This window comes from Bradyrhizobium yuanmingense (genome assembly GCF_029167105.1).
Lineage (GTDB): Bacteria > Pseudomonadota > Alphaproteobacteria > Rhizobiales > Xanthobacteraceae > Bradyrhizobium > Bradyrhizobium yuanmingense_A.
Genome location: NZ_JARFML010000004.1, coordinates 254,514 through 279,136, shown reverse-complemented (window position 1 = coordinate 279,136; position 24,623 = coordinate 254,514). Strand labels below are relative to the sequence as shown.

General features: G+C 65.2%; 20 protein-coding genes and 1 riboswitch. Of the genes, 12 read left to right on the top strand and 8 right to left on the bottom strand.

Going from position 1 to position 24,623, the window contains the following annotated elements:
• Positions 1-122: 122 nt before the first annotated feature.
• A riboswitch (cobalamin riboswitch) is annotated at positions 123-318 on the bottom strand.
• Between the two features lie 99 nt (positions 319-417).
• From P0R31_RS07735 to P0R31_RS07715, 5 genes are all read right to left on the bottom strand, one after another.
• Positions 418-1,242, bottom strand: a complete 825-nt coding sequence (locus tag P0R31_RS07735) for a phosphodiesterase (RefSeq protein WP_275513549.1) — start codon at positions 1,240-1,242, stop codon at positions 418-420.
• A gap of 67 nt (positions 1,243-1,309) precedes the next feature.
• On the bottom strand, positions 1,310-2,590 hold the full coding sequence (locus tag P0R31_RS07730) for an ABC transporter substrate-binding protein (protein WP_275513548.1): 1,281 nt from the start codon (positions 2,588-2,590) through the stop codon (positions 1,310-1,312).
• A gap of 28 nt (positions 2,591-2,618) precedes the next feature.
• A complete protein-coding gene (locus tag P0R31_RS07725; RefSeq protein ID WP_275513547.1) occupies positions 2,619-3,455 on the bottom strand; it encodes a carbohydrate ABC transporter permease in 837 nt (278 codons plus the stop codon).
• Positions 3,452-4,399 carry a sugar ABC transporter permease gene (locus tag P0R31_RS07720; RefSeq protein ID WP_275513546.1) on the bottom strand — a complete coding sequence of 316 codons (948 nt, stop codon included), beginning with the start codon at positions 4,397-4,399 and terminating at the stop codon, positions 3,452-3,454. The genes P0R31_RS07725 and P0R31_RS07720 overlap by 4 nt, the downstream gene beginning before the upstream one ends.
• The gene (locus P0R31_RS07715; RefSeq protein ID WP_275513545.1) at positions 4,392-5,543 is read right to left on the bottom strand and encodes an ABC transporter ATP-binding protein; all 1,152 of its coding nucleotides are present in this window, start codon (positions 5,541-5,543) and stop codon (positions 4,392-4,394) included. Before P0R31_RS07715 ends, P0R31_RS07720 begins: the two co-directional genes overlap by 8 nt.
• 150 nt (positions 5,544-5,693) lie before the next feature.
• Between P0R31_RS07715 and P0R31_RS07710 the strand changes: the two genes are divergently transcribed.
• The 6 genes from P0R31_RS07710 to P0R31_RS07685 all read left to right on the top strand — a co-directional run bounded on the left by P0R31_RS07710 (position 5,694) and on the right by P0R31_RS07685 (position 12,140).
• Positions 5,694-6,593: a LysR family transcriptional regulator gene (locus P0R31_RS07710; RefSeq protein ID WP_275513544.1), complete on the top strand. Its 900-nt coding sequence runs from the start codon at positions 5,694-5,696 to the stop codon at positions 6,591-6,593.
• Positions 6,594-6,821: 228 nt separating this feature from the next.
• Positions 6,822-7,649, top strand: a complete 828-nt coding sequence (locus tag P0R31_RS07705; protein ID WP_275513543.1) for an HD domain-containing protein — start codon at positions 6,822-6,824, stop codon at positions 7,647-7,649.
• Between the two features lie 12 nt (positions 7,650-7,661).
• Positions 7,662-8,558, top strand: a complete 897-nt coding sequence (locus P0R31_RS07700) for an alpha/beta fold hydrolase (protein ID WP_275513542.1) — start codon at positions 7,662-7,664, stop codon at positions 8,556-8,558.
• A 153-nt stretch (positions 8,559-8,711) separates the two neighbouring features.
• Positions 8,712-9,281 (top strand): HdeD family acid-resistance protein, encoded by a 570-nt coding sequence (locus tag P0R31_RS07695; protein ID WP_275513541.1) that lies wholly within the window; start codon positions 8,712-8,714, stop codon positions 9,279-9,281.
• A 123-nt stretch (positions 9,282-9,404) separates the two neighbouring features.
• On the top strand, positions 9,405-10,616 hold the full coding sequence (locus P0R31_RS07690) for an ABC transporter substrate-binding protein (protein ID WP_275513540.1): 1,212 nt from the start codon (positions 9,405-9,407) through the stop codon (positions 10,614-10,616).
• A 309-nt stretch (positions 10,617-10,925) separates the two neighbouring features.
• Entirely contained in the window at positions 10,926-12,140 is a 1,215-nt protein-coding gene (locus P0R31_RS07685; protein WP_275513539.1) for an acyl-CoA dehydrogenase family protein, read from the top strand.
• 81 nt (positions 12,141-12,221) lie between these two features.
• On the opposite strand, the gene P0R31_RS07680 is transcribed toward P0R31_RS07685, so the two are convergent.
• Positions 12,222-13,079, bottom strand: coding sequence for an MBL fold metallo-hydrolase (locus P0R31_RS07680; protein ID WP_275513538.1), 858 nt, complete (start codon positions 13,077-13,079; stop codon positions 12,222-12,224).
• A 7-nt stretch (positions 13,080-13,086) separates the two neighbouring features.
• The gene (locus tag P0R31_RS07675; protein ID WP_275513537.1) at positions 13,087-14,058 is read right to left on the bottom strand and encodes a Bug family tripartite tricarboxylate transporter substrate binding protein; all 972 of its coding nucleotides are present in this window, start codon (positions 14,056-14,058) and stop codon (positions 13,087-13,089) included.
• 103 nt (positions 14,059-14,161) lie between these two features.
• Between P0R31_RS07675 and P0R31_RS07670 the strand changes: the two genes are divergently transcribed.
• On the top strand, positions 14,162-15,091 hold the full coding sequence (locus P0R31_RS07670; protein WP_275513536.1) for a LysR family transcriptional regulator: 930 nt from the start codon (positions 14,162-14,164) through the stop codon (positions 15,089-15,091).
• A gap of 204 nt (positions 15,092-15,295) precedes the next feature.
• Here P0R31_RS07670 and P0R31_RS07665 read toward each other — a convergent pair whose 3' ends face one another.
• The gene (locus tag P0R31_RS07665; RefSeq protein ID WP_275513535.1) at positions 15,296-17,035 is read right to left on the bottom strand and encodes a methyl-accepting chemotaxis protein; all 1,740 of its coding nucleotides are present in this window, start codon (positions 17,033-17,035) and stop codon (positions 15,296-15,298) included.
• 237 nt (positions 17,036-17,272) lie between these two features.
• Between P0R31_RS07665 and P0R31_RS07660 the strand changes: the two genes are divergently transcribed.
• The 5 genes from P0R31_RS07660 (at position 17,273) to P0R31_RS07640 (ending at position 24,611) form a co-directional block, all read left to right on the top strand.
• On the top strand, positions 17,273-18,655 hold the full coding sequence (locus P0R31_RS07660) for an ethanolamine ammonia-lyase subunit EutB (RefSeq protein ID WP_275513534.1): 1,383 nt from the start codon (positions 17,273-17,275) through the stop codon (positions 18,653-18,655).
• A gap of 147 nt (positions 18,656-18,802) precedes the next feature.
• On the top strand, positions 18,803-20,389 hold the full coding sequence (locus tag P0R31_RS07655; RefSeq protein ID WP_275513533.1) for a B12-binding domain-containing radical SAM protein: 1,587 nt from the start codon (positions 18,803-18,805) through the stop codon (positions 20,387-20,389).
• A 6-nt stretch (positions 20,390-20,395) separates the two neighbouring features.
• A complete protein-coding gene (eutC, locus tag P0R31_RS07650; protein ID WP_275513532.1) occupies positions 20,396-21,181 on the top strand; it encodes an ethanolamine ammonia-lyase subunit EutC in 786 nt (261 codons plus the stop codon).
• 207 nt (positions 21,182-21,388) lie between these two features.
• Positions 21,389-23,755 carry an efflux RND transporter permease subunit gene (locus P0R31_RS07645; protein ID WP_275513531.1) on the top strand — a complete coding sequence of 789 codons (2,367 nt, stop codon included), beginning with the start codon at positions 21,389-21,391 and terminating at the stop codon, positions 23,753-23,755.
• A gap of 73 nt (positions 23,756-23,828) precedes the next feature.
• On the top strand, positions 23,829-24,611 hold the full coding sequence (locus tag P0R31_RS07640; RefSeq protein WP_275513530.1) for a class I SAM-dependent methyltransferase: 783 nt from the start codon (positions 23,829-23,831) through the stop codon (positions 24,609-24,611).
• Positions 24,612-24,623: the final 12 nt, after the last annotated feature.

The window sequence follows — 24,623 nt, the reverse complement described above, 5'->3', positions numbered from 1 at the left end:
GTTTGGGAGGTCATCAACAGGACTCGCGATAACGTGGCACGTCACCGCGAACGCAGCTTGGCCGCCGCCTCAAGAAAAAGGCAGCTCAACACTCACCAGGACACCCCGCCCAATGTGCTCGCGTGTGACCACGACTGACGGCAGGTCTCCTGGCTTGCGGGTCGTTGCCTGTCGCCGCCTTCCCAAACCCGCAGGCTCAGTGGCAATTTGGCGAAGGCTCACCGCTTACAGTTGCGGGGGCAGCCACGGCTTTGGGAGATCCCCGCACCGCATTCCCTATTGATCTCCCGAAGGAGAACCGTCGCAGTCACCCTAGTTTTATTTGCAAAGGATTGTCAACCAGCCCTCTGGCCGGTGGCTGAAAGCAACGCATGGTACAAATCGCCGTAGCGATACTGGAAAAGACCCACCCTTGCGTCAACGCACCATGGTCTCGCGATCCCAGGCCTTGTAGTCGGGCGATCCTTGGGTGCGGATCGGACCGTCGTAACCGTATTCCACCATGTGCACGGTCACGTAATCCTCCCCGAAAAATGCGACGCCGTAGGATTGCGGCAGGTCGGACGCGCTCAGCAGCTTCGTCTCCGAAAAGAGTGGATAGCTCGCATGGTTGGTGCCGCGCAGCGACGAGACCGGCACGCCGGCAATCGAGCCGGCGAGCGGCAGGTGGCAATGCCCGAAGAAGACGTGGCGGATCTTGGCGCGATGGCGCTTGATGAGTTGCCGGAATGGAGCTTCGTCGAGCAGGCCGATCTGGTCGAACGGGACGAGATGCACCGGCATCGGATTATGGTGCATGAAGAGCAGGAACGGCCCGTCATGCTCGGACAACCGTGCCTCGAGCCAGCCGAGGCGATGGTCACAATAGCGGCCGGCGTGCGTTTCCGGATGGGCGGTGTCGAGGAACAGGCAGCGGCCGGCGGCGGTGTCGTGGATGCCCTGGACGAAGCCGTTGTCATCGGCGAGGTCGGGGAACACGCTCAGGAACGCGGCGCGTCGGTCGTGGTTGCCGATGCACAGCCGCACCGGCAGCGGATATTCGTCGAGGCGCTGCTTGAGCCATTGATAGTCGGCGAGGTCGCCCCAATCCGAGAGGTCGCCGGTGATCACCATCAGTTCGGCGTCATGGTGATCCTTCAGGGCATGCGCGAGCGCCCGTTCGAAATTGGCGCGCGGGTCGCGGCCGCCGATGGTCGCGCCGGGCATCGTCAGGTGAATGTCGCTCAGATGCAGCAGCTTCATCGCCATCTCCGGTCATTGGTACGGCACGGGGCGCCGATCGCGTCCCGTGCCGCGGGCGTGAGGACGCTCAGCGCGCCGCGCCGGTGGTCTTCGGCAGCAGTTTCTGCACGTCCACGGTCATGTCGGCGAGGACGGCTTCCGGCTCCTTGGCGCGCGCGCCCGAAATGATCGAGTTGAGATGATCCTTGATCACGTCGGTGATCTTGAGGCCGTTGTCGCCGGGGAAGGCGTACCATTTGGTGAGCAGCGCGAGCTGGCTGACCGCGGTGTAGTTGTTGGGGTTCTTGACGTAGAAGTCCTTCAGATAGACCTCGTTGGCGACCTTGTTCGGCGGCATGTAGCCGGTGGTCTCCGCCATGATCGCGGCGCCCTTGGGGCCGGTCCAGAACTTCACCACTTCCCAGGCGGCGTCGCGCTTGGCCTTGTCCTTGGCGAGGATCAGCACGACGTTGCCGCCGGCCGGCAGCCTGCCCTTCGGCGAGGCGACGTCCGGGAACGGAATCGTCTTCAGCGCGAACTTGCCGCCGGTCATCTGCGTGACCTTGTTGAGGTCCGAGGTCGAGGTGACGTGGAAGCCGGTCTTGCCGGCCGCGAACGCGGCGCGCATCGACGGCTGGTCCAGATTGGGCATGCCGGCCTCGTTGACGAGCCGCGCGATCGTGGTGATCGCGAACCTGCCTTCGGCGCCGTCGAACGCGACCTTGGTCTCGTCGGCATTGAGCATGGTGCCGCCGCGGGAGAACACCGGCGCCTGCCACAGCCAGTTGCCGGTGATGTCCCAGGCATAGGTGACGCCGTTGGTGTCGTTGCCGAGCGCCTTGATCTTCTTGGCGAGCGCGATCAGCTCGTCCCATGTCTTCGGCAGATTGTTCACGTCGCCGCCGGCCTGCTTGACCAGGTCGAGGTTGACGTAGACGATCGGCAGCGAGATCGCGAAGGGCAGGGCGTAGACCTTGCCGCTGGCGGTGCCGATGTCGAACATCGCCTGGTGGAAGCCCTGCTTGTCGAAATCCTTCTCCGCGGCGATGTAGCCGTCGAGCTCGGCCGGGATGTTCTTGTCGACCAGGACGCGGATGCGATTCAGGCCCTGGAACGAGACGTCAGGCATCTGATTGGTCACGGCCTCGCGCAGCACCTTCTGGGTGCCGTCCTCGTAGGATTCGTAAGGCGCCCGCATCGTGACCTTGATCTCCGGGCGCACCTTGGCGAATTCCTCGGCGATGCGCTTGTGCGTCTCGGTGAACAGCTCCGGATAGGGATATTGCATCACGATCTCGGTCTTTGTCTGCGCGAGCGCAGATCCGGCCGCAAGCGACAGAGCCGCCGCGGCGATGATGGTCTTCAGCATGATAGACTCCTTGTTTGAGGTGACGTGGCTACTTGATCCCGGTCAGGGTGATGCCCTCGATGAAACGGCGCTGGGCAAAGAGGAAAGCGATGACGAGCGGCGCGATGATCACCATCGCCGCCGCCATCAGCGGGCCGTAGCTGGTGCCGGCCTCGCTGTTGCGGAAATGGGCGACCGCGAGCGGCGGCGTGCGCAAGTGCTCGCTGTTGAGCACGATCAGCGGCCAGAAATAGTCGTTCCAATGCGCGACCACGGAGAAGATGCCGAAGGCGGTCACGGCCGGGATCGCGGCTGGCAGCATCACCCGCCAGACGATGCCGAATTCGGAGATGCCGTCCATGCGCGCGGCGTCGACGAGATCGTCGGGCACCGTCTTGAAGAACTGGCGCATCAGGAAGATGCCGAACACCGAGATCGTGAAGGGCAGCACGAGCGCGGCATAACTGTCGAGCAGGCCGATCTTGTGCAGCAGCAGGAAGACGGGGATCGCGGTCGCCTGCGGCGGGATCAGGATCCCGAACAGCACCAGCGCGAACAGCGTCTCGCGGCCGAGGAAGCGAAGTTTTGCGAGCGCGTAGGCCGCCGGCAGCGCCACCATCACTTGCAGCACGAAGATCGAGACCGTGACGATGATTCCGTTGAGCAGGAAGCGCAGCAGATTGGCCTTGGCGAAGGCCTCGCGCAGGTTCTCCATCAGCGCAAACTGGTGGGGGATCAGGTGCAGCTCGCTGGAAAAGATCTCGGTCTGCGGCTTGGACGCGGTCGAGATCATCCAGATGAAGGGGGCCAGCATGAGCGCGGCGCCCGCGATCAGCAGCACGTGGCGGAGGATCGCCCGGAATGGGATGGGATGCGCGTTGCTCATGTGTAGTGCACCCCGCGATCGGCGAGCCTTGATTTGATCAGCGTGAGCAGCAGAACGAAGACCAGGAAGACGACGGTGATCGCCGCGGCGTAGCCCGAGCGGAAGAATTCGAACCCTTCGGTGTACATGCTGTGGATCAGGACCTCGGTGGATTTCGACGGGCCGCCCTTGGTCAAGACGTGCACGGTGTCGAACACCTGGAACGAGCGGATGCCCGAGATCACGACGACGAAGGTCGTGACCGGCCCCAGCATCGGCCAGGTCACCAGGCGGAAGCGCGCCCAGCCGCTCGAGGCGCCGTCGATTTCCGCCGCCTCGTAGAGCTGCTTGGGAATGGAGACGAGGCCGGCGAGGAACAGCACCATGTTGAAGCCGACCGCCTGCCAGATGCCGATCGCGCACAGCGCATAGAGCGCGGTGCTGCGGTCCTGCAGCCAGGCGAAAGCCGGCAGCCCCGCGCCGCGCAGCATCCCGTTCACCAGGCCGAATTGCGGGTGCAGCATGAACTCCCACACCACCGCCATCGCGATCAGGGTCGCCATGACTGGCAGGAAATAGATCGTCCGGTAGAGGCTGCGCAGGCTGGTGCCGCTCTGGATCAAAAGCGCGATCGCAAGGCCGGCGATCACGGCGCCGGGCACCACGATCACGACGTAGGCCAGCGTGTTGCGTAGCGCGGTCCAGAACACCTTGTCGGCGAACAGGTCCTGGTAGTTGGCGAGGCCGATCCAGGCGAATTGCGGCGCGCCGAGCTGATAGTCGGTGAAGGAGAGGGCGATCACGCCGGCGAGCGGACCGAGCAGCATGACCAGCATGAGCGCGGCGGCCGGCGTCACCAGCGCGTAGGCGGCATGGGTCCGCCTGCTGCCATGGGCCGGGAGCGTGCGCCTCGTCGTGCCCGTGGGAGCGACGGCCGCGCCGATGGTCATGGAGCCGTCAGACATGGGCGGGCTCACGGACGCGCTCGGCCTGCTCCACTCTGAGCTCGATCCGCTTCCCGGCCGGATCGAACATCCGCACCGCGTCCGATGCGAAGCCGAAGGCGACGGAGCTTGCCATCGCCGGCAAATGCCTGACGTCGGCGAGCCGCGCGATCAGGCGCGACCCGGTGCCTTCGACCGCGAGATGCACGAAGGCCTCGGCGCCGAGATTCTCCAGATGGACGACGGTTCCGGAGAACGGCCCGGTGCCGAGCTCGATCCGCTCCGGACGGACGGCGATGCGGCAATCGCCGGCCGCCGCATTGCATGTGAGCTTCAGCGTGGTCCCCAGCACATCGACGCCGCCGTCCTTTCGGATCCGGCCGGGGAGGACGTTGATCTTGGGGCTGCCGATGAATTCGGCAACGCGGATGTCGCCGGGCTCGTTGTAGATCTCGGCCGGCGTGCCGGCCTGGATCAGCTCACCGCCCATCATGACGGCGATCCGGCTCGACATCGTCATCGCCTCGGCCTGATCGTGCGTGACGTAGACGAACGTCGCCTTGAGGCGGCGATGCAGCTCGGCGAGCTCTGCGCGCATGTGGACGCGCAGCTTGGCGTCGAGATTGGAGAGCGGTTCGTCGAACAGGAAGGCCAGCGGCTCGCGCACCATGGCGCGTCCGACCGCGACGCGTTGCCGCTGTCCGCCGGACAATTGTCCGGGCTTGCGCCGCAGCAATGGGGTGATGTCGAGCTGCTCGGCGATGCCTTCGATGTCGGCGCGAATGTGCCGTTCCTTGGCGCGCCGGCCCGGCAGCAGCGCACCCAGCAGCGGCAGTCGCTCGATCGCGGAGAGGCGCCGCATCCGCAGCGGCACCGCGATGTTGTCGAAGGCGCTCAGATGCGGATAAAGCGCATAGGATTGGAAGACCATCGCCAGGTTACGTGCGCTCGGGCGAATGCCGTCCACCGGCCGGCCGTCGATGTGGACCTCGCCGGAATTTTGCGGCTCGAGCCCGGCAATGATGCGAAGCAGGGTCGACTTGCCGCAGCCGGACGGGCCGACCAGCGAGATGAACTCGCCGTCGGCGATGCGGAAATCGATGCCTTTCAGGACGTCGGTGCCGTCAAAGGACTTGCGGATTGCGGAAAGTTCGATTTGCGCCATGCGCGTTGATCCCCTGCTGGTCCGTTTGCGGCGCATGAGGAGTAGGAAGCGCGTCTGACATTCACATAACGGTCAATGGCCTTCCTTATGGTCATCCCAGGTTTTGCTTTCGCCCCGTCCGACGGGGAATATCATCTTGGGGTTGTTGTCGTGGCGTTGACGTCGTCGCGCGTCCGGGCGGTCAATGCGGTGTTCGAGACAGGCAGCTTTGCCGCTGCGGCAAGGCGGCTCGGGGTGTCGCAGCCGGCCGTTGCGCAGCTGGTGCGGGATCTGGAGGCCGAGTTCGGGGTGGCGCTGTTCGACCGGCACGGCCAGACCCTGATCGCAACGTCGCTGTGTCGGCGGCTCTATGCCGCAACGAGCCGCATGCAGGCGGTCGAGGCGGATGCGCTCGCCATCCTGCAGCAGCGCGACGAGCTCACGGGGGGTGAGCTCCGCATCGGGCTCGGCAACGCCATGCCCGGAATGGCGTTGATCGCGGCGTTCCGCAATCTCTATCCGAAGATCCAGATCAACATCGAGATCGGCAGCTGGTCGGCGATCATGGCCGCGGTGGTCGACCAGCGCGTCGACGTCGCCGTATTGCCGGAGGTGCCGCAGGACAACCGCTTCCGGCGCGAGCCCTGCGTGCAGCAGCGCGTCGTTGCGATCTGCCATCCCGTTCACGACCTCAGCCGCCAGTCGCGCGTGTCCATCGCCGGCCTCATGCAATATCCGCTGGTGTTCCGGACCCGGGATTCCGCGACGCAGCGCGCCGTGGACCGGGCGTTTCGCGCCCTCAACCTGCGCGCCAATCCGACGATCATCGTCAATACACGCGAGGGGATGCTCGAGGCGGTCGCCAACCGGCTTGGCGTCGGCTTCGTCTGGGAGCATGGCTCGAGCCGCATCGATCGCATCGCGAAGGTGGCGATCGCGGAAATCGAGGCGGAGTCGCCCGAATACATCTTTTCCCTGGCCGGCAAGCGCGGCAAGCTGGTCGAGCTGTTCTATCTGGCCCGAAGCCTTTCGCGCCCGGCCGACGGCGCCGATATCCTGGCCGCGCCCTGAGCGGTCCGAGAAACGGCGCCGCTCCCGCGCCTTCCGGCCAGCCTATGGTTGTGCCGAACTGTGCCGGCAACCGTGATGTTGCGCAGCGGGGCCGGCAAGATGACCGGGAATTTTCGCCCCGGAGTTTGGTGACCCGGCCCAAGATGGGCTATGCTCCCCGGCAAGTCGAGACAAGAATGAGACGTCGGGAGACGGCATGGGATACCAGCGGCGGACGGGGCTGCATCCATGATGACCTTACCCAGACTGGCGGCCGAATCCCTGGAGAAGGTGCTGGGCTCGTTCATGCGCCGCAGGTTCGGTGAGACGCCGGCCAACATCATCGAGAGCGCCACCCGCACGACGATGGAATGCATCGGCAACAGCGATGCGCTCTATCACAATATCGAGCACACGATGCTGGTGACGCTGGCTGGGCATTCGATTCTCAGCGGCCGGTATCTCCACACGCACCTGGCGGCAGAGGATTATGTCCACGTCCTGATTGCCTGCCTCGCTCACGATATCGGCTATGTGCGCGGCCTGTTCGAGGAGGATGACGAGGACGGCTTCCTGGTCGACGAGGCCGGCACCAAGGTGTCCCTGCCGCGGGGCGCATCGGACGCAAGCCTGATGATGCATCACGTCGATCGCTCGAAATTGTACGTGATGCGGCGACTGAGGCATATTCCGGGGCTTGACCCGGAACGCGTCGCCCGCGCGATCGAAGGCACGCGGTTTCCCGCCCAGCCGGGGCAGGAATACGATACCGAAGCCTCGATCCTGCGTGCGGCCGACTTCATCGGCCAGCTCGGCGATCCCAACTATCTGCGCAAGGCCAACGCACTCTATTACGAGTTCGAGGAGGTCGGCATCAACCGCCAGCTCGGCTACGACTCGCCCGCCGACATCGTGAACCGCTACCCGCAATTCTATTGGAACAGCGTTGCTCCGCACATCCAGACCGAGATCGGCTACCTCAACAAGACCGAGATCGGCCGGCAATGGATCGCCAATCTCTACAGCAACGTGTTCCGCGCCGAGCGCGACATCTCGCTGTCCGGTCCGCAGAAGTAGGCTGCGACATGCATGCAACAAAAATCCGTCACCACTGACGTCCTCGACATCGCTTATCGCGAATACGGGGCGCCGGACGGTTGGCCCTGCATCATGGGGCATGGCTTTCCCTATGACGTGAATGCCTATGCCGAGACCGCGCCGATCCTCGCCGAGGCCGGCGCCCGCGTGCTGGTGCCCTGGCTGCGCGGCTACGGGCCGACACGGTTCCGCTTCCCCGAGACGCTGCGTTCCGGCGAGCAGGCGGCGTTAGGTGCCGATCTCTTGGCCTTCATGGATGCGCTTGGGATCAAGCGCGCAATCGTCGGCGGCTATGATTGGGGCGGGCGCGCCGCTTGCGTGGTCTCGGCGCTCCATCCGGAGCGCGTGATCGGTCTCGTCTCCGGCAATTCCTACAACATCCAGAACATCGCCCTCGCCATGGAGCCGGCCTCGCCGCCGGAGGAGGCGGCGTTCTGGTATCAATATCTCTTCCACAACGAGCGCGGCCGCCGCGCGCTGGAGCGCAACCGCCGCGGCGTTGCCCGTCAGCTCTGGACGATGTGGTCGCCGAAATGGGCCTTCGACGACGCAACGTTCGAGACAAGCGCCGTGTCCTTCGACAATCCTGACTTCGTCGACGTCGTGATCCATTCCTACCGCCATCGCTACGCGCTGGTGGCAGGCGATCCCGCCTACGCGGGGATCGAGTCAAAGCTCGCCGCGCAGCCGCCGATCCGTGTCCCGACGATCGCGGTCGACGGCGATAGCGACGGCGTCAATTCCGGCACCGCCCACCACGCGCGCAAGTTCGAGGCATTTTTCGAGCGGCGCGTCTTCACCGATGCCGGTCACAATTTGCCGCAAGAGCGGCCGGCCGAATGGGCAAAGGCCGTGATCGACCTGCGCAAGGCGGCGGAACGCGCCTGATCATTGCGGGACTTGGCGGACGCGTTTCGCGGCATTCGATCTTGATTTGCGTCAATGTTGCTGCCGATGAGCAGTGCTCCGCTGGCTGTTGTCCCGGTCCGGCTCGTGCTATCCTGAATTGCGCCTCCGGGCTTTGCAACAGGAGTGGCCGCCATGACAAGCGCTTCCGACACCCATCCGAGCCTCGGCTCCGGCATCGCCTCGCTGCATGCCAAATGGGGCTGGATCGTCGCACTCGGCGTCGTCTATCTGATCGCCGGCTTCGTTGCGCTCGGCAGCATGGTGATGGCGACGGTGGCGAGCGTGATCGTGGTCGGCGCCATGATGATCGTCGCCGGTGTGATGGAGATCGTCGGCGCATTCCAGCTGAAGAGCTGGGGCAGGTTTCTGATCTGGGCCTTGCTCGGCGCGCTCTATGTCGTCGCCGGTTTCCTGACCTTCGCGAACCCGCTGCTCGCGGCAGTCCTGCTGACGTTGTTTCTGGGCGCCTCGCTGATCGTCTCGGGGGCGGTGCGGCTGTTTCTCGCCTTCAGCATGAAGCGCGAGAGTCCGTGGGTGTGGGTCGCGCTCTCGGGCGTCATCACGCTGCTGCTCGGCCTGTTGATCGTGGCGCGCTGGCCGGTGAACAGCGTCTACATCCTCGGCCTGTTCCTCGGTATCGACCTGATCATGGCCGGCGCCGGCTGGATCAGCCTGGGCTTCGCCCTGAAGCGGCGCGGCTAGCGCGAGGTCATCAGCAGCTCGACGCAAGACCCTCTCGCGTAACTCCGCTGAGCTGAGGTGCTGACGACAAGCAGCACGTCGCGTGACCTGTTCGCGCGGCGATGATCATTTCGGGGAGAAACCATGAAAGCCGCCTTGGCCCTGGCCGCAGCTTTGGCTGCCGCCTGCGTGTCCGCTCCTGTCTCCGCGCAAAAATCCTACGGTCCCGGGGTCAGCGACACCGAGATCAAGATCGGCAACACCATGCCCTATAGCGGCCCGGCTTCGCCGCTCAGCATCACAGGACGGGTGATCTCCGCCTATTTCGACGAGATCAACGAGAAGGGCGGCGTCAATGGCCGCAAGCTCAACCTGATCTCGCTCGACGATGCCTTCTCGCCGCCCAAGACCATGGAAGCCGCGCGGCGCCTCGTCGAAGGCGACGGCGTCGCCTTCATCTTCGCCACCATGGGCACGGCGCCGAGCTCGGCCATCGCGAAATATCTCAACAGCAACAAGGTGCCGCAGATCTTCCTGATCAGCTCGGCCTCGAAGTGGAACGATCCCGCCAACATGCCCTGGTCGATCGCGCTGCCCTGGGCGCCGAACTACACCAGCGAGGCCGCGATCGACGTCGCCTATGCCCGCGCCAGGAACCCGAATGCGCGCTTTGCGGTGCTCTACCAGAACGACGACGCCGGCAAGGAATATCTTCGCGGCGTCAAGGAGGCGCTCGGTGCGGACGCCGACAAGGCGATCGCGATGGCCTCGAGCTTCGAGGTCGCTGACCCCACCGTCGATTCCCAGGTCCTGACGCTCGCCAATACCAAGGCCGACGTCTTCATGATCTATTCGGTGACGCCGCGCGCCTGCGCGCAGGCGATCCGCAAGGCGCACGAGGTCGGCTGGCAGCCGACGCGCTTTCTGGCCTCCGGCTGCGCCAACAAGGCCACCGTGATGGCGCCCGCTGGCCTGGAGGCCGGCAAGGGTGTGCTGTCGCTCGGCGCGCTCAAGCCGTTCGTCGAGGCGCCGAAGGATGATCCGGCGATGACGGCCTATATCGACTTCATGAAGAAGCGCCTGCCCAATGCCGACATCAACAACGTCGCCGGCCTCTACGGCTACACCGTCGCCGAGGCGCTGGTGGCGCTGCTGAAGCAGTGCAAGGACAATCTGACGCGCGAGAACATCATGGCGCAGGCCGCGAATCTGAAGAACGTGCCGCTGTCGCTCCTGATGCCCGGCATCACCCTCAACACCACGCCGCAGGATTTCCGCCCGATCAAGGACGGCTACATGCTCCAGTTCGACGGCAACGACTGGGTTATCGCGAGCGAGCTGCTGAAGGGGACGTGAGGGGCTGCCGCGGAGAAGGTCCACCCCCTTGTGGAGTAGGCCATCGCGTGATTTGTGGCGGCGGTCGGTGCGCACGCCTCGTCCTTCGAGACGGCGCTGACGCGCCTCCTCAGGATGAGGCTAATCAGCGCGTCAGTGCCCGTTGAAACTGCCGCCGCGCACTCCGTCCTCATCCTGAGGAGCCCGCCTAAAGCGGGCGTCTCGAAGGATGGCTACACGGAAAGGCCCCTCAATTGCGGGGGGCTCTCTCCACGAAGCAATCTGTTGTGTTCGCGGAGCGAACCCCTCATCCGGCGCCAGGAGATCAATATGGACTTCCACCACTCCGCCCGTTCGCTCGAACTGCAGGACCGCGTCCGTCAGTTCATGCGCATCCATGTTGAGCCGGTCGAGGATCTCTACTACGAGCAGGTCAAGCCGGAAGCTTCACGCTACAAGACTCCGCAAATCCTTCAGGATCTGAAGCGGCTGGCGCGCGAGCAGGGGCTCTGGAATCTGTTCCTGTCCGGCGAGCATGGGCCGGGCCTGACCAATCTCGAATACGCGCCGGTGAAGGAGATCATGGGCCGCATCCTCTGGGCGCCCGAGGTTTTCAACTGCTCCGCGCCCGATGTCGGCAACATGGAGGTGCTCGCAAACTACGGCACCAAGGCGCAGCAGGAGCGCTGGCTGAAGCCGCTCCTGGAGGGGCGCATCCGCTCCGGCTTCTCGATGACGGAGCCGCAGGTCGCCTCCAGCGACGCCACCAACATCCAGTGCGAGATCAAGCGCGACGGCGACGACTACGTCATCAACGGCCGCAAATGGTTCACCTCCGGTGCGATGAACGAGGATTGCGAGATCCTGATCGTGATGGGCAAGACCGCGCCCGACCATCCCGATCGCCATCGTCAGCAATCCATGATCCTGGTGCCGAAGAATACGCGTGGGGTGCGCATCGTCCGCGACATGCTCACCTACGGCTATGACGATGCGCCGGTGGGCCATCCCGAGATCGTCTACGACAACGTCCGCGTGCCCGCGGAGAACATCCTGCTCGGCGAAGGCCGCGGCTTCGAGATCGCGCAGGGCCGGCTCGGCCCCGGCCGCATCCACCATTGCATGCGCCTGATCGGCTGCGCCCAGCGTGCGCTCGAACTGATGTGCCAGCGCGCGGTCTCGCGCACAGCCTTCGGTAAGCCGCTCGCAGAGCAGGGCTCGGTGCGTGAGGACATCGCGCACTCCTTCTGCGAGATCGCGCAGGCGCGCCTGCTCACCTTGCAGGCCGCCGACAAGATGGACCGCGAGGGAAACAAGGCCGCGCGCGACCTGATCGCCGCCGCCAAGATCGTGGTCCCCAGCATGGCGGCTCGCGTCATCGACCGCGCCATCCAGATCCACGGCGCCGCCGGCGTCTCGCAGGACACGTTCCTCGCGCGTGCCTACGTCTACGCCCGCTTCATCCGCATCGGCGACGGGCCGGACCAGGTGCATCTCGCGGCCGTCGGAAAGGAGCTGATCAGGCGCGGCGGGGTGATGGGCTAAAGCATGATCGAGAAAGTGCGAAGCGGTTTTTCGGAAAGATCATGCGTAAACAATTAGGGCGGCCAGCACGGCTGCCGAAGCTCACGGGCAGAAAGCCATGAGGTCCTCACCGACGACGACGGCGCCATCGTAGCCCTGCCGGGTTGCGTCCATAAGCTCGTGGACCGTTGGTGGCCCGCTCTCCCCATCGTCGATCAGCACGAGGTGATTGTAGACGGCAAGTCCGGGCGTGCACTTGGCGAAGACCCGCGCCGCGTCCGCCGGCGTCGAGTGATGTCCGATCACCCGGCGGATCCGTTCGACCCCCATCGAAGCGGGCCTCGCCATGGCGACCTCATGGATTAGGAGATCGACGCCGACCGCGTGAGCGATCAGGTTCTCGCAGTAGCGGGTATCGCCGGAAAGAACGACGGATTTGCCGCCATAGTCGAAACGATAGCCGAAAGCGGGCTTGATCTTGTCGCCGTGATTGACCTCGAAGCAGGTCACGCGCAGGCCGTCTCTGTCGTGGATGACGCCGCTACCTTCGAACTCGCCGGCGTCGATGCGTGCGCCCGCGGCCGGAAGGTGTTCATCGGCCATGCGGATCGCGATATCGGCACTGAATGCTTGTTCGAGATGATGCGCCAGATGGAGGGTGCCTCGAGGGCCGAGGACGCGCATCGGCCGGGTTCGCCGGCCGAATTTGCCGCCGAGCCACCCCGTCAACCAGAGATCGGGCAGGCCGACCACGTGGTCGGAGTGGAAATGAGTGAGCAGCAGCAGGTCGATGCTGCCGATCGGGATTCCGAGCTGGAACAGGCGCATCGTCGCGCCGCGGCCGGCATCGACCATGATCTTCTGTGGACCAGCTTCGATCAGGGTCGCAGGTCCAAATCTCAGCGGGTCCGGTGCCGGCATGCCGCTGCCCAGCAGCGTCACCCTAAATTCTGTGTCCATGTCGGCCTCACTGCTCCGCCTTGAAGCCGGATGACTTGATCGGAGCGGCCCAGCGTTCGATGTCCTCCCGCTGGATGCGGGCAAAATCCTCGGGCGAGGTACCGGTCGGATTCAATCCGATTTGCGCAATGCGCGCCTTGACCTCATCGTCCTGGACGATCTTGGCGATCGCGCCGCTCAGCCTCGACACCGCCGCGGCCGGAGTGCCGGCCGGCGCGAAGAAGCCCCACCAGCCGCCGCCTTCGATCTCGTATCCGCTTTCCCTGAAGGTCGGAATGTCGGGCAGGAACGTCGATCGCTGCACGCCGGAGGTCGCCAGCACGCGTATCCGGCCGGCCTTGTGCAATTCCGCGAGTTCGTTGGTGGAGAGCATGACGATGGGAATTTGGCTTCCCATCAGGTCGGTCAGAGCGAGCACGCCGCCCTTGTAGGCGATATGCTGCAGCGGCACGCCGGCGGCCTTGGCGAACATCAACCCGAAGAAATGGGGAAGCGTGCCCGCGCCGGGCGTGCCGAAATTGGCCGTGTCCGGGTTCGCCTTCAGCCAGGCGACCAACTCGGACAGGTTGGCGGCGGGAATCTTCGGATCGATGCAGAGGCCGAATTCGAACGTGGCGACCTGCGAGACCGGCGCGAAATCCTTGACGGGGTCGTAGTCGAGGGCGGGATAGACGTTCTGATACACCACCATCGGTGCGATCGGGGTGGCAAGCAACGTGTTGCCGTCCGGCTCGGCCGTCTTGACGGCCTGGACGCCGAGGCGGCCGGCAGCTCCCGCACGCGGTTCGACGATCACCGGGCGTTCCAGCGCCACGCCCAACCGCTCGGCAATCAGCCGGGTCAGCGTGTCGCCCGAACCTCCACCGGGAAACGGGTAGATGATGCGCAAAGGCGCGGTGCGCGTCTGCGCTGCGAGAGGAGGCGCCAGTGTCAGCATGGTGAAACCGGCGACCGCGAGGGCAATTCGGGCGAACCGCATTTGGACCTCCTGTTCGATGAGGCCTCAACCATCGGGGCTTCCGGGTATACCGGGAAGCTCGAAGATCGGATATGGATATCAGAAAACCGGATAGAGGTGGGGCATGGAAGATCTGCGCCTGCGGCGCCTGAAGCTCCGCAATCTCCACGTTGTGGACGCCGTGGCCGAGGCGGGGAGCATGGCGAAGGCCGCCCCGCGGCTCGGCATGTCACAGCCGGCCGTATCCCGCGTCGTTGCCGACATGGAGCACCTGCTCGGCGTGCCCCTGTTCGACCGCACCTCGACCGGGGTCGAGTTGACGCGATTCGGCCAGGCGCTGCGCCGCCGGACCACTGCCGTCACCGACGAGCTCACGCAGGGACTCGGCGAGCTGGCGTTCCTGGCCGACCCGACCCAGGGCGAGGTTCGCATCGGCACGACGGAGCCGATGACGGCGCTGACGGCGACGATCATCCAGAACATCTCGGACGTGTATGGAAGGATCAGGTTCGTCGTCAGCGCGGGCGATACGCTGGCCTTGCACGAAAAACTGCGTCACCGCGAGATCGACATTGCAGTGACGCGAATGGCGGCAGATTTCGACCGCTACCAGGACCTGGTCGGCGAGGCGTTGTTCGAGGACGAACTCGCCGTGATCGCCGGGAAGCACAATCCGCTGGTGCGTCGCAGACATCTCACGCTCCGCAGCCTGATGAACGAGAAATGGTTGCTCGGCACGCCCGCAACGTCGTTCCTGCGTCCCTTCATCGAGGAGGCCTTTCGCTTCGAAGGACTGGATGTGCCTGCTGCGACGGTGACGTGCGGCTCATATGCGATGCAGATCAATCTGCTCGCGGCCGGCCCCTTCCTGGCGATCCTGCCCCGGGCCACGCTTCGCTATCCGGCGCCACACCCGACATTGGCTCCGCTTCGCGTGCGCATGCCGACGACGCGCCGGCCGGTCGGTCTGGTGCGTCTGAAGCACCGCCATGTCAGTCCGACCGTCAACCTGTTCTGCCGCGTCGCGCGTGAAGCCGCAGTGAAGGTGCAATGAGGGGACGGCCGTCGCGCGCCGTTGGCATCATCACATCATGCCAGTGTTTTGCCCGACGAGTCAAAATTGGCTTCGAATAAGGGCGAAGCTTGATGCTTATAGCCAAGCTATTGAAAAGCCTGTCCCCGTCTACCGTGCATGGGGTTGTTTTCAGGATTTTGTCTGGAAGACCCGCCGTCGTCCTCGCAAGCGGCGCGCAAGCCGTCACCCCGCCCTGGCGATCCGCCCGTCCGCCGACCCCGCGCGCAGGTTCTGGAAGAACGTCTCCACCTCGCGCGACAGCGTCTGCGCGGTCTCGGTCACGCTGCTCGCCGCCGCCAGCACGGAGGCCGCCGCCGTGTCGGTCTCTCCGATGGCATCGCGCAGCGAGGTGATGTTCGCCACCAGCGTCTCGTTGCCTTGGGCGGCGCTTTGCGCGTTGGAGGAGATCTCACGCGTGGCCTGGTCCTGCTGACTGACGGCGCCGGCAATCGCGGATGTGACCTCGTTGATCTCGCGCACTGCCCCGCCGATCTCGCGCACGGCGTCGACGGCGTTCCGCGTCGAGGCCTGGATCATCGCGACGTTCTCGCTGATCTCGGCCGTGGCCTTGGCGGTCTGGCCCGCGAGCGCCTTCACCTCGTGGGCGACGACGGCAAAGCCGCGGCCGGCATCGCCGGCGCGCGCCGCCTCGATGGTGGCGTTCAGCGCGAGCAGGTTGGTCTGCTCGGCGATCGCCTGGATCAGGTTGAGCACGCCGTCGATGCGTTGCGTGGCTGCAGCGAGGCTCTCGATCTCGGAGATCGACTTCTCGGTGCGCTGGCCGGTCTGCTCGACCGCGCCGGCGCTCTGCCGCACCTGGCGGCCGATCTCCACCACCGAGGCCGAAAGCTCTTCGGCCGCGCCCGCCACCGCGGTGACGTTGTGCGAGGCCTGCTCGGTGGCATTCGCCGCGGTGCCGGCGCGGCTGCTCGCATCCGCTGTGACTCGCGTGATGGTCTGTGCCGTCTCGCGCATGACCGAGGCGTTGTCGCTGAGGCCGCGCATGATTGCGCCGATCGCCTCGCGAAATTGCTCGACGGACCGCTCGACGTGACGGGCGCGCTCCTCGCGCGCGGCGGCGTCTTGCGACACTTGCGAGGCGAGGTTGCGGTTGCGCCCCATCGATTCCTGGAACACCTGGATGGCGCGGGCCAACGCGCCGATCTCGTCGGCGCGGCCGGAGTGCGGCACCACGACATCGTCGGCGCCGTCGGCGACCTGCTTGATGGTGGCGGTGATCGCGGCGCGCGGCCGGGCGATCGAGCGGGCAATGATGACGATGCCAGCGACGACGAGGGCCAGCGCCAGGCCGCCGAGGCAGGTGAGGATGAACGACAATGTGCGGGCGGTCTCGGTCTGCTGCGCGATCAGCCTGCCGCGCTCGGCATAGACCTTGGACAGCGCCTCGAGGTCCTTGTTCAGCGCCGAGCGGACGCTGCGGTTGGCGTCGTTGTCGCCCCATTCGCGGCCCGCTGCCGCGTTGATCTCGACGCCGCGCCGCACCAGCTCCTTGCGGAATTCGACGAACTGCTCGATGCGCTTCTTGAAGGTCGCGAACTGCTCGGCATCGTCGGCCTTGACGATGGTCTCCCAACGCTTCACGACGTCGAGGATCTGGGCGTTGAACTTGAGCAGGCCGTCGCCGTATTTCTTCACCACGGCCGGCTCGGTCGACATGTAGATGCCGCGCGATTCCATCACCACCGCATAGACGAGGGAGTTGACCCGCTCGACGTTCAGCGCGGCGGCATTGGCCGTCTCGATCGCGACTGCGAGGTCCGCGCTGCGGCGGCTGTTGTAGTCGGACAAGATCGCGATCGCTGCCGTGAGCAGCGCGAACAGCGCGAAGATCGCATAGAGCTTGCTGGCAAGCGTGAAGCGGCCTGCCGGCTTGGCGGCATTCCCAGATCGGTCGGATGTCATGGTGTTCAAGGAGCCCGGATTGGCCTGGAGCGGCCGGTGAGCGGGGTTGGGTAAAATTGTTGCAAAACTATGCAGAACGAAGATGGACGCCTCGTTAACGCAGCTCCTGGCCGCCTCCGTCCTTGGTCAAAGGAAAGGCAAGTCATTTCAGCGTCTTGATCCGAAGGTTTAGTTTCAGGATAGTCCTTTGGGATAGTCCTGGAGTCGGCCGTTGGCCGAGCAACCCCGGAGAGACCCTTGGTCTACCGCCACAGCATCGACGCCACGACCTACAGCTTCCCTGACCTGCGCGACCTGCTCGCCAAGGCCACACCCCCGCGCTCCGGCGACCGGTTGGCCGGCATTGCCGCTGCCAGCTCCGAGCAGATGATCGCCGCGCGGATGGCGCTCGCCGATGTGCCGCTCGGCCAGTTCCTGCAGGAAGCCGTCGTTCCCTACGAGGCCGACGAGGTCACCCGCCTCGTCATCGACAGCCATGACGCCAAGGTGTTCGCGCCGGTGGCATCGCTGACGGTCGGCGCCTTCCGCGACTGGCTGCTGTCGGACGCCGCAACGCCGGAGATCCTGCGCAAGCTGGCGCCCGGTATCACGCCGGAGATGGCGGCTGCGGTATCGAAGCTGATGCGCAACCAGGATCTGATCCTGGCGGCACGGAAATGCGAGGTCACCACCGCCTTTCGCAACACCATCGGCCTGAAGGGGCGGATGAGCACGCGCCTGCAGCCGAACCACCCGTTCGACGACGCCAGGGGCATCACCGCCTCGATCCTCGACGGCATCCTGCTGGGGGCGGGCGATGCCTGCATCGGCATCAATCCCGCGAGCGACGATCCGGCCGTCATCGCGCAATTGCTCCGGCTGCTCGACGAGATCATCGCGCGGCTGCAAATCCCGACGCAAGGCTGCGTCCTGACCCATGTCACGACGACGCTGTCGCTGATCGGGCGGGGCGTGCCGGTCGACCTCGTCTTCCAGTCGGTCGCGGGCACCGAGGCCGCCAATCGCAGCTTCGGCGTCGACCTCGCGCTGCTGAAGGAGGCGCAGGAGGCCGGGTTGTCGCAGTCGCGCGGCACGGTCGGGCGGAACCTGATGTATTTCGAGACCGGCCAGGGCTCGGCGCTGTCGGCGGGCGCCCATCACGGCGTCGACCAGCAGACCTGCGAGGCGCGCGCCCATGCGGTCGCCCGCGCCTTTGCCCCGCTACTCGTCAACAGTGTGGTCGGCTTCATCGGCCCCGAATATCTCTATGACGGCAAGGAAATCATCCGCGCCGGGCTGGAGGATCATTTCTGTGGCAAGCTGCTCGGCCTGCCGCTCGGGGTCGACATCTGCTACACTAACCACGCCGAGGCGGATCAGGACGACATGGACAATCTCCTGACGCTGCTCGCCGCCGCCGGCGTCACCTTCATCATGGGTGTTCCCGGTGCCGACGACGTCATGCTGAACTACCAGTCGACGTCTTTTCACGACGCGCTCTATGTCAGGGACGTCTTCGCGCTGCGCCGCGCGCCGGAATTCGACGACTGGCTGGCGCGCTCGGGCATTGCTGGTGCCGATTTCCGGATTGCCGGCGATGCAGGCCTGCTGCCCGATTTTGCCGCGCGGCTGATCGCATGAGGCGGAAGGTCAACTCGGTTGGGAAACCATCGGCGCCTCCCGGAATTATGCTTGCGCCACAATATTGAGAAATTCCGGCGACAGCATTACGCTATGTTCGGGCTGGCAATTTCCGCACCATCGGTTGAGTGTGGCGGGGGAGCTTTGATGCGAGCTGAAAGTAACGGAACGTCCCGGCGGATTCTCTGCGTGTTTCCGCGCTACACCTCGTCCTTCGGCACGTTCGAGCATTCCTATCCCCTGACCGATGGCGTCCGCGCCTTCATGCCGCCGCAAGGGCTGCTGCTGATCTCCGCCTATCTTCCGAAAGAATGGCAGGTGAAATTCGTCGACGAGAACCTGCGCCGCACGACGAGGGAGGAGTTCGAATGGGCGGAAGCGGTCTTCGTCAGCGGCATGCACATCCAGCGCCAGCAGATGAACGACATCTGCCGCCGCGCCCATGAGTTCGATCTGCCGGTCGCGCTCGGCGGGCCTTCCGTCAGCGCTTGTCCCGACTATTACCCGTCCTTCGATTATCTGCATGTCGGCGAGCTCGGCGACGCCACCAACCAGCTGATCGAGATCCTCTCGCGCGACACCTCGCGGCCCGAACAGCAGGTCGTTCTCGCGACCAAGGACCGCGTGCCGATGACGGAGTTTCCGATCCCGGCCTACGAGCTCGCCGACGTGAAGAAGTACTTCCTCGGCAGCATCCAATATTCCAGCGGCTGTCCCTACCAGTGCGAGTTCTGCGACATCCCCGGCCTTTACGGCCGCAATCCGCGCATCAAGACGCCGCAGCAGATCATCGCCGAGCTCGACCGCCTGCGCGAATGCGGCATGACCGACACGGTCTATTTCGTCGACGACAATTTCATCGGCAACCGCAAGGCGGCCATGGACCTGCTGCCGCACCTGATCGAGTGGCAGAAGCGGACCGGCTACGTGGTGCGGCTCGCCTGCGAGGCCACGCTCAACATCGCCAAACGCCCCGAGATCCTCGAGAAGATGCGCGAGGCCTATTTCATCACCATCTTCTGCGGCATCGAGACGCCGGATCCCGACGCGTTGAAGGCGATGCAGAAGGACCACAACATGATGGTCCCGATCCTGGAGGGCGTGCGCACCATTAACTCCTACGGCATGGAGGTGGTCTCGGGCATCATCATGGGGCTCGACACCGACAAGCCGAACACCTCGGAGGCGCTGCTCGCCTTCGTCGAGGAGTCCCGGATTCCGCTGCTCACCATCAATCTGCTGCAGGCGCTGCCGAAGACGCCGCTATGGGACCGGCTTGAGCGCGAGGGGCGGCTGGTCGAGGACGATGGCCGCGATTCCAACGTCGACTTCCTGCTGCCCTATGACGAGGTCGTCGCGTCCTGGAAGCACGCCATGGCAGTCGCTTACGCGCCCGACAAGGTCTACGCGCGCTATCAGCACCAATGCGACCACGTCTATGTGAACCGGCTCAAGGTGCCGGTGCCGGACGAGATGAAAACCTGGCGGAATATCCGGCGCGGCCTCGTCATGCTGCGCAACATCTTCTGGAAGGTCGGCGTGCTCGGCGACTACAGGCGCGTGTTCTGGAAGTTCGCGCTGGGCCGCATCAAGCGCGGCGACATCGAAGGTCTGATCGGCTGCACGCTGATCGCGCACCATCTCATCACCTTTGCGCGCGCGGCCTCCAGCGGCAAGCAGAACGCCTCGAACTATTCGATCCGGCTGCGCGAGGCCGCCGTGCCCGCCGAATGATGCCGCATGTCTGACCCGGCCCTGCCGCGCCGTCCGACCCTCGATCTGCGGTCGTTCACGCCCGCGCGCGTCGCGCTGGGACGCAGCGGCGCGAGCCTGCCGACGAAAGCGTTGCTCGATTTCACGCTGGACCATGCCCGCGCGCGCGATGCGGTGCATGCAGCCTTCGATACGCCGCGCCTGATCGCCGATCTCGACGCACTCGGTGTTGCGGTGACCGAGGTGCGGAGCCGGGCGGTCGATCGCGGCGACTATCTGCGGCGGCCGGATCTGGGACGACAGCTCGAGCAAGACTCGGCGCAACGTCTGGCACGAAGCGTCTCGGCGCCGTGCCAGCTCGCGGTCGTGATCGGAGACGGCCTGTCCGCGGCGGCGGTCCATAGCCATGCGGCGATCGTGGTAAGGCGCCTGTTGCAATCGCTTGCGGAGGGGGATGCTGTCGTGGTTCGCCATGTCGTCGTCGCATCGGGCGCGCGCGTCGCGCTCGGCGACGAGATCGGCGCCATTCTCGGTGCGCGCATGGTCGTGATGCTGATCGGCGAGCGGCCCGGACTGTCCGCGCCCGACAGCCTCGGCGCCTATCTGACCTTTGCGCCGAGGCCCGGCCGCACCGATGCCGAGCGCAATTGCGTCTCCAACATCCACCAAGCCGGGTTGAGCCACGAGGAGGCGGCGTTCAAGATCGCCTGGCTGGTCCGCGAGGGGCTGGCCCGGGAGATCACCGGCGTCGCGCTGAAGGACGAGAGTGCGGACCGCGCGCCGCGCCAGATTGGCACATCCTCGCCGGGATGACGGTCATTCCAGGCCCGGATCGCCGCTTTTCGATCGATTCGGCCGGGCTTGGCCTGCTTGCGAAAAGACCTGTTGACCTGCTAAACCGCTGCCGGCGATTTTCCGCGCATTTTCAAAGGGCAAGCCTCCCATTGGTATGGCGTTTTCAAGCCGTTCGCGCGGCGCGATAAGCTCACAGGCCGAGCCGATTTAGGAACTGGACAAGGCATGCTCGAAAAGCACAGCGAGAGTGAGGTTCATGTCGACAAGGTCGAGCAGGGATCTACGTCCTCCATCGCCTTCGGGCTGGAGCGTCTCGGGCTGATCGCCGTCCGGGCCCCGATCGTCTCCTGCATCGTCCTGCTCGCGTTGATCGTCGGCGCGGTGTTCGGGATCTACCGAATCAAGATCGACGATTCGCTGTCGCAGCTGTTCCGCTCCGACACCCGCGAATTCAAACAATATGAAGAGGTGACCAAGAAGTTCCCGGCCGAGGAGTTCGACGTACTCGTCGTGGTCGAGGGCAAGACCCTCCTGGAACGCAGCAACCTCGAGAAGCTGCGCGACTTCGTCACCGACCTGCAGCTGGTCGAAGGCACGCGCGGGCTGGTCTCGCTGTTCTCGGCGCGCCAGGCGCCGGCCCCGGGCAAGCTGCCGGCGGCGCTGTTCCCGGCCGAGCTGCCGGAGGGGGCGGCCTATGACAGGTTCATCGAGACCGTCAAGAACAACGAGATCATCCGCGGCAAGCTGCTGTCTGAGGACGGCACGCTGGCGCTGATCGTGCTCTCGCTCGATCCGGAGGTGGTCGCTTCCAACAAGCTGACCAAGACCGTCGCCGACATCCGTGCGCTGATGAAGGAGACGCTCGGGGACACCGGCCTCAACGTGCAGCTCTCCGGCGTCCCGGTGATGCAGCTCGAGATCCGCAACGCGGTCGAGCGCGACGGGCTGACCTACAACATCCTCGGCATCCTCGCCGGCTGCATCATCGCCATCATCTTCTTCCGCAAGATCTCGTTCATGATCGCGGCGGCATTCCCGCCGATGATCGCGATTCTGCTGGCGCTCGGCGCGCTCGGCTGGGCCAATTTCAACCTCAACATGTTCCTGAACGTGATGACGCCGCTCATCATGGTCATCAGCTTCTCGGACTCGATGCAGCTGACCTTCGCGGCGCGCGACCGGCTGATCGCGGGGCAGGACAAGTTCACCGCGTTCAAGAACGCGGTGCTGGTGGTGGGACCGGCCTGCGTGCTGACGCACGGCACCGCCGGCATCTCCTTCATCGCGCTGCAATTCTCCGACTCAGACCTGATCCGCAAGTTCGGCGAGGCGGGGCTCGCCGCCACCATCATCGCGCTCGTCGCGGTGCTGTCGCTGGTGCCTGTCTTCGGCGTGCTGTTCGTGCGCAACGAGAAGGTCTTCGCGGTCAAGTTCCAGGGTGCGGATGCCGGCGTCCAGGCGCTGCGCAATTTCTGCTACTGGATCGCGGTGCGCATGGTCGGCCGGCCCGGCCTGTTCAGCCTGCTCGCCGTGCTGTTTGTCGGCGGCCTCGGCGTTATCTACGCCAATTTGGAGCCGCGCTACCGGCTCGCCGACCAGGTGCCGGACAAGCGCCAGGCGGTCGCTGCCAGCGATCGGCTCGATGCCAAGCTCACCGGCGCCAATCCCGTCAACGTGCTGATCGTGTTCCCCAAGGGTGAAACGCTCTATTCACCTCAGACGCTCCAGACCATCGCCGAGGTCCATGCGACCGTCGAGAAGTCCGCCGGGGTCGGCAACGTCTGGTCGCTGGAGACGCTGCGCCGCTGGCTGGCGGAAAAGGCCGGCAGTGCCGACGTCGCGACGCTGAAGGAATATGTCAGCGTCATCCCCGAGCATCTGGTGCGCCGCTTCATCGACGCCGATCAGACCGCCGTCGTTGTGGCCGGCCGCGTGCCGGACAAGGATTCCAGCCAGCTCCTGCCGATCGTCGACAAGCTCGATTCGGAGCTCGACGCCGTCCGCAAGAAGCACCCCGGCTACGAGATCGCCGTGACCGGCCTTGCCGCCATCGCTGCGCGCAACTCGGCCAACATGATCGAGAAGCTGAACCACGGCCTCACGATCGAATTTGCGCTGGTGGCGATCTTCATCGGCCTCGCCTTCCGCTCCTGGGTGGTGACGCTCGCCTGCATCCTGCCGGGCATCTTTCCGGTGGTGATGTCGGGCACGGTGCTGTGGGCGATGGGCGAGGGCCTGCAATTCGCCAGCGTCGTCGCGCTGACCGTCTCGTTCGGACTTGGCCTCTCCGCCACCATCCACTTCCTCAACCGCCTGCGGCTGGAGAACAAGCCGGGCGTCGGCTCGGCGCTGGCGGTGGAGCGGGCGACCGTGCTGGTGGGACCGGCGCTGATCCTGACCACGGTGGTGCTGGCCTGCGGCCTCGTCGTCACCGTGTTCTCCGACCTGCCGTCGCTGCGGCTGTTCGGCTGGCTCAGCGCCTTCTCGATGGTGATGGCGCTCGTCGCCGACCTCTTCATCCTCCGGCCGACGGCGATGTGGCTGATCAATCTGCACGCCAAGCTGCATGGCGCGGACAAGCCGGCGATCTGAGTGGCTTCATCCACCGGACATGGAATCGGCGCAGTCTGAATGACTGCGCCGGAGTTCCGGTCGGGGACGAATCATGCAGCACGACGGCTCCATCGTGGCGTTTCAACAGAAGCGAGGCGGTGATTCAGCTGCTTTTTTCGTCCCGTTCCTGACATCGGGTATGACCCTGCTCGACGCCGGCTGCGGACCCGGCACCATTACGGCAGCGCTGGCGGACCACGTCGAAAAGGCCGTCGGCCTCGATATCGAGCCGACGGCCATTACCGCCGCCAATCGGCTCGTGCCGGCGGCGGGCTCGACCAAGCTGGCCTTTGTCGAAGCCGACATGACGGCGCTGCCGTTCGACGATGGAACGTTCGATGCCGTGTTCTTTCACGCGGTGCTCTACCATCAGAGCCGGGAGATATTGGCGCGAACGCTGGCCGAAGCGCGCCGCGTGCTGAAGCCGCGCGGCCTCGTCGCAACGCGCGATGCCGACGTCGGCGGCAACGTTCTTCATCCTGAAATCGACGGCGTGCGGCTCGCGCTCGATCTCTGGCAACGCTGGTACCAGCACGACGATCCGGAGGCGCTTCGCTTCGGGCGCCGTCAGGGCTCCATCCTCCGAGCCCACGGCTTCGCGCCGGTCTGGGCCGGTGCGAGCTACGTCAACCACAGTGCCGATGCGCAGAGCCGCAGCGCGGCCGTTGCCGATGCGCGGCGGAGCCTGCTGGACCTCGGACCGCAACTCGTGGCCAGGCGGCTCGCGACAGACGATGAGATCCGGGCCGCGCTTGCCGGCTGGGAGGCCTGGGAACGCGATCCGGACGCGGTCTATTTCCGATGCCGCTGCGAATGCATCGCGCGAAAGGACTGATCCGGCGCGGTT

Excerpts from the sequence above, each read along its gene's own strand:
- P0R31_RS07735 (WP_275513549.1), bottom strand. The coding sequence starts at position 1,242 with ATGAAGCTGCTGCATCTGAGCGACATTCACCTGACGATGCCCGGCGCG.
- P0R31_RS07730 (WP_275513548.1), bottom strand. The coding sequence starts at position 2,590 with ATGCTGAAGACCATCATCGCCGCGGCGGCTCTGTCGCTTGCGGCCGGA.
- P0R31_RS07725 (WP_275513547.1), bottom strand. The coding sequence starts at position 3,455 with ATGAGCAACGCGCATCCCATCCCATTCCGGGCGATCCTCCGCCACGTG.
- P0R31_RS07720 (WP_275513546.1), bottom strand. The coding sequence starts at position 4,399 with ATGTCTGACGGCTCCATGACCATCGGCGCGGCCGTCGCTCCCACGGGC.
- P0R31_RS07715 (WP_275513545.1), bottom strand. The coding sequence starts at position 5,543 with ATGGCGCAAATCGAACTTTCCGCAATCCGCAAGTCCTTTGACGGCACC.
- P0R31_RS07705 (WP_275513543.1), top strand. The coding sequence starts at position 6,822 with ATGATGACCTTACCCAGACTGGCGGCCGAATCCCTGGAGAAGGTGCTG.
- P0R31_RS07700 (WP_275513542.1), top strand. The coding sequence starts at position 7,662 with ATGCAACAAAAATCCGTCACCACTGACGTCCTCGACATCGCTTATCGC.
- P0R31_RS07695 (WP_275513541.1), top strand. The coding sequence starts at position 8,712 with ATGACAAGCGCTTCCGACACCCATCCGAGCCTCGGCTCCGGCATCGCC.
- P0R31_RS07690 (WP_275513540.1), top strand. The coding sequence starts at position 9,405 with ATGAAAGCCGCCTTGGCCCTGGCCGCAGCTTTGGCTGCCGCCTGCGTG.
- P0R31_RS07685 (WP_275513539.1), top strand. The coding sequence starts at position 10,926 with ATGGACTTCCACCACTCCGCCCGTTCGCTCGAACTGCAGGACCGCGTC.
- P0R31_RS07680 (WP_275513538.1), bottom strand. The coding sequence starts at position 13,079 with ATGGACACAGAATTTAGGGTGACGCTGCTGGGCAGCGGCATGCCGGCA.
- P0R31_RS07675 (WP_275513537.1), bottom strand. The coding sequence starts at position 14,058 with ATGCGGTTCGCCCGAATTGCCCTCGCGGTCGCCGGTTTCACCATGCTG.
- P0R31_RS07670 (WP_275513536.1), top strand. The coding sequence starts at position 14,162 with ATGGAAGATCTGCGCCTGCGGCGCCTGAAGCTCCGCAATCTCCACGTT.
- P0R31_RS07665 (WP_275513535.1), bottom strand. The coding sequence starts at position 17,035 with ATGACATCCGACCGATCTGGGAATGCCGCCAAGCCGGCAGGCCGCTTC.
- P0R31_RS07655 (WP_275513533.1), top strand. The coding sequence starts at position 18,803 with ATGCGAGCTGAAAGTAACGGAACGTCCCGGCGGATTCTCTGCGTGTTT.
- eutC (WP_275513532.1), top strand. The coding sequence starts at position 20,396 with ATGTCTGACCCGGCCCTGCCGCGCCGTCCGACCCTCGATCTGCGGTCG.
- P0R31_RS07645 (WP_275513531.1), top strand. The coding sequence starts at position 21,389 with ATGCTCGAAAAGCACAGCGAGAGTGAGGTTCATGTCGACAAGGTCGAG.
- P0R31_RS07640 (WP_275513530.1), top strand. The coding sequence starts at position 23,829 with ATGCAGCACGACGGCTCCATCGTGGCGTTTCAACAGAAGCGAGGCGGT.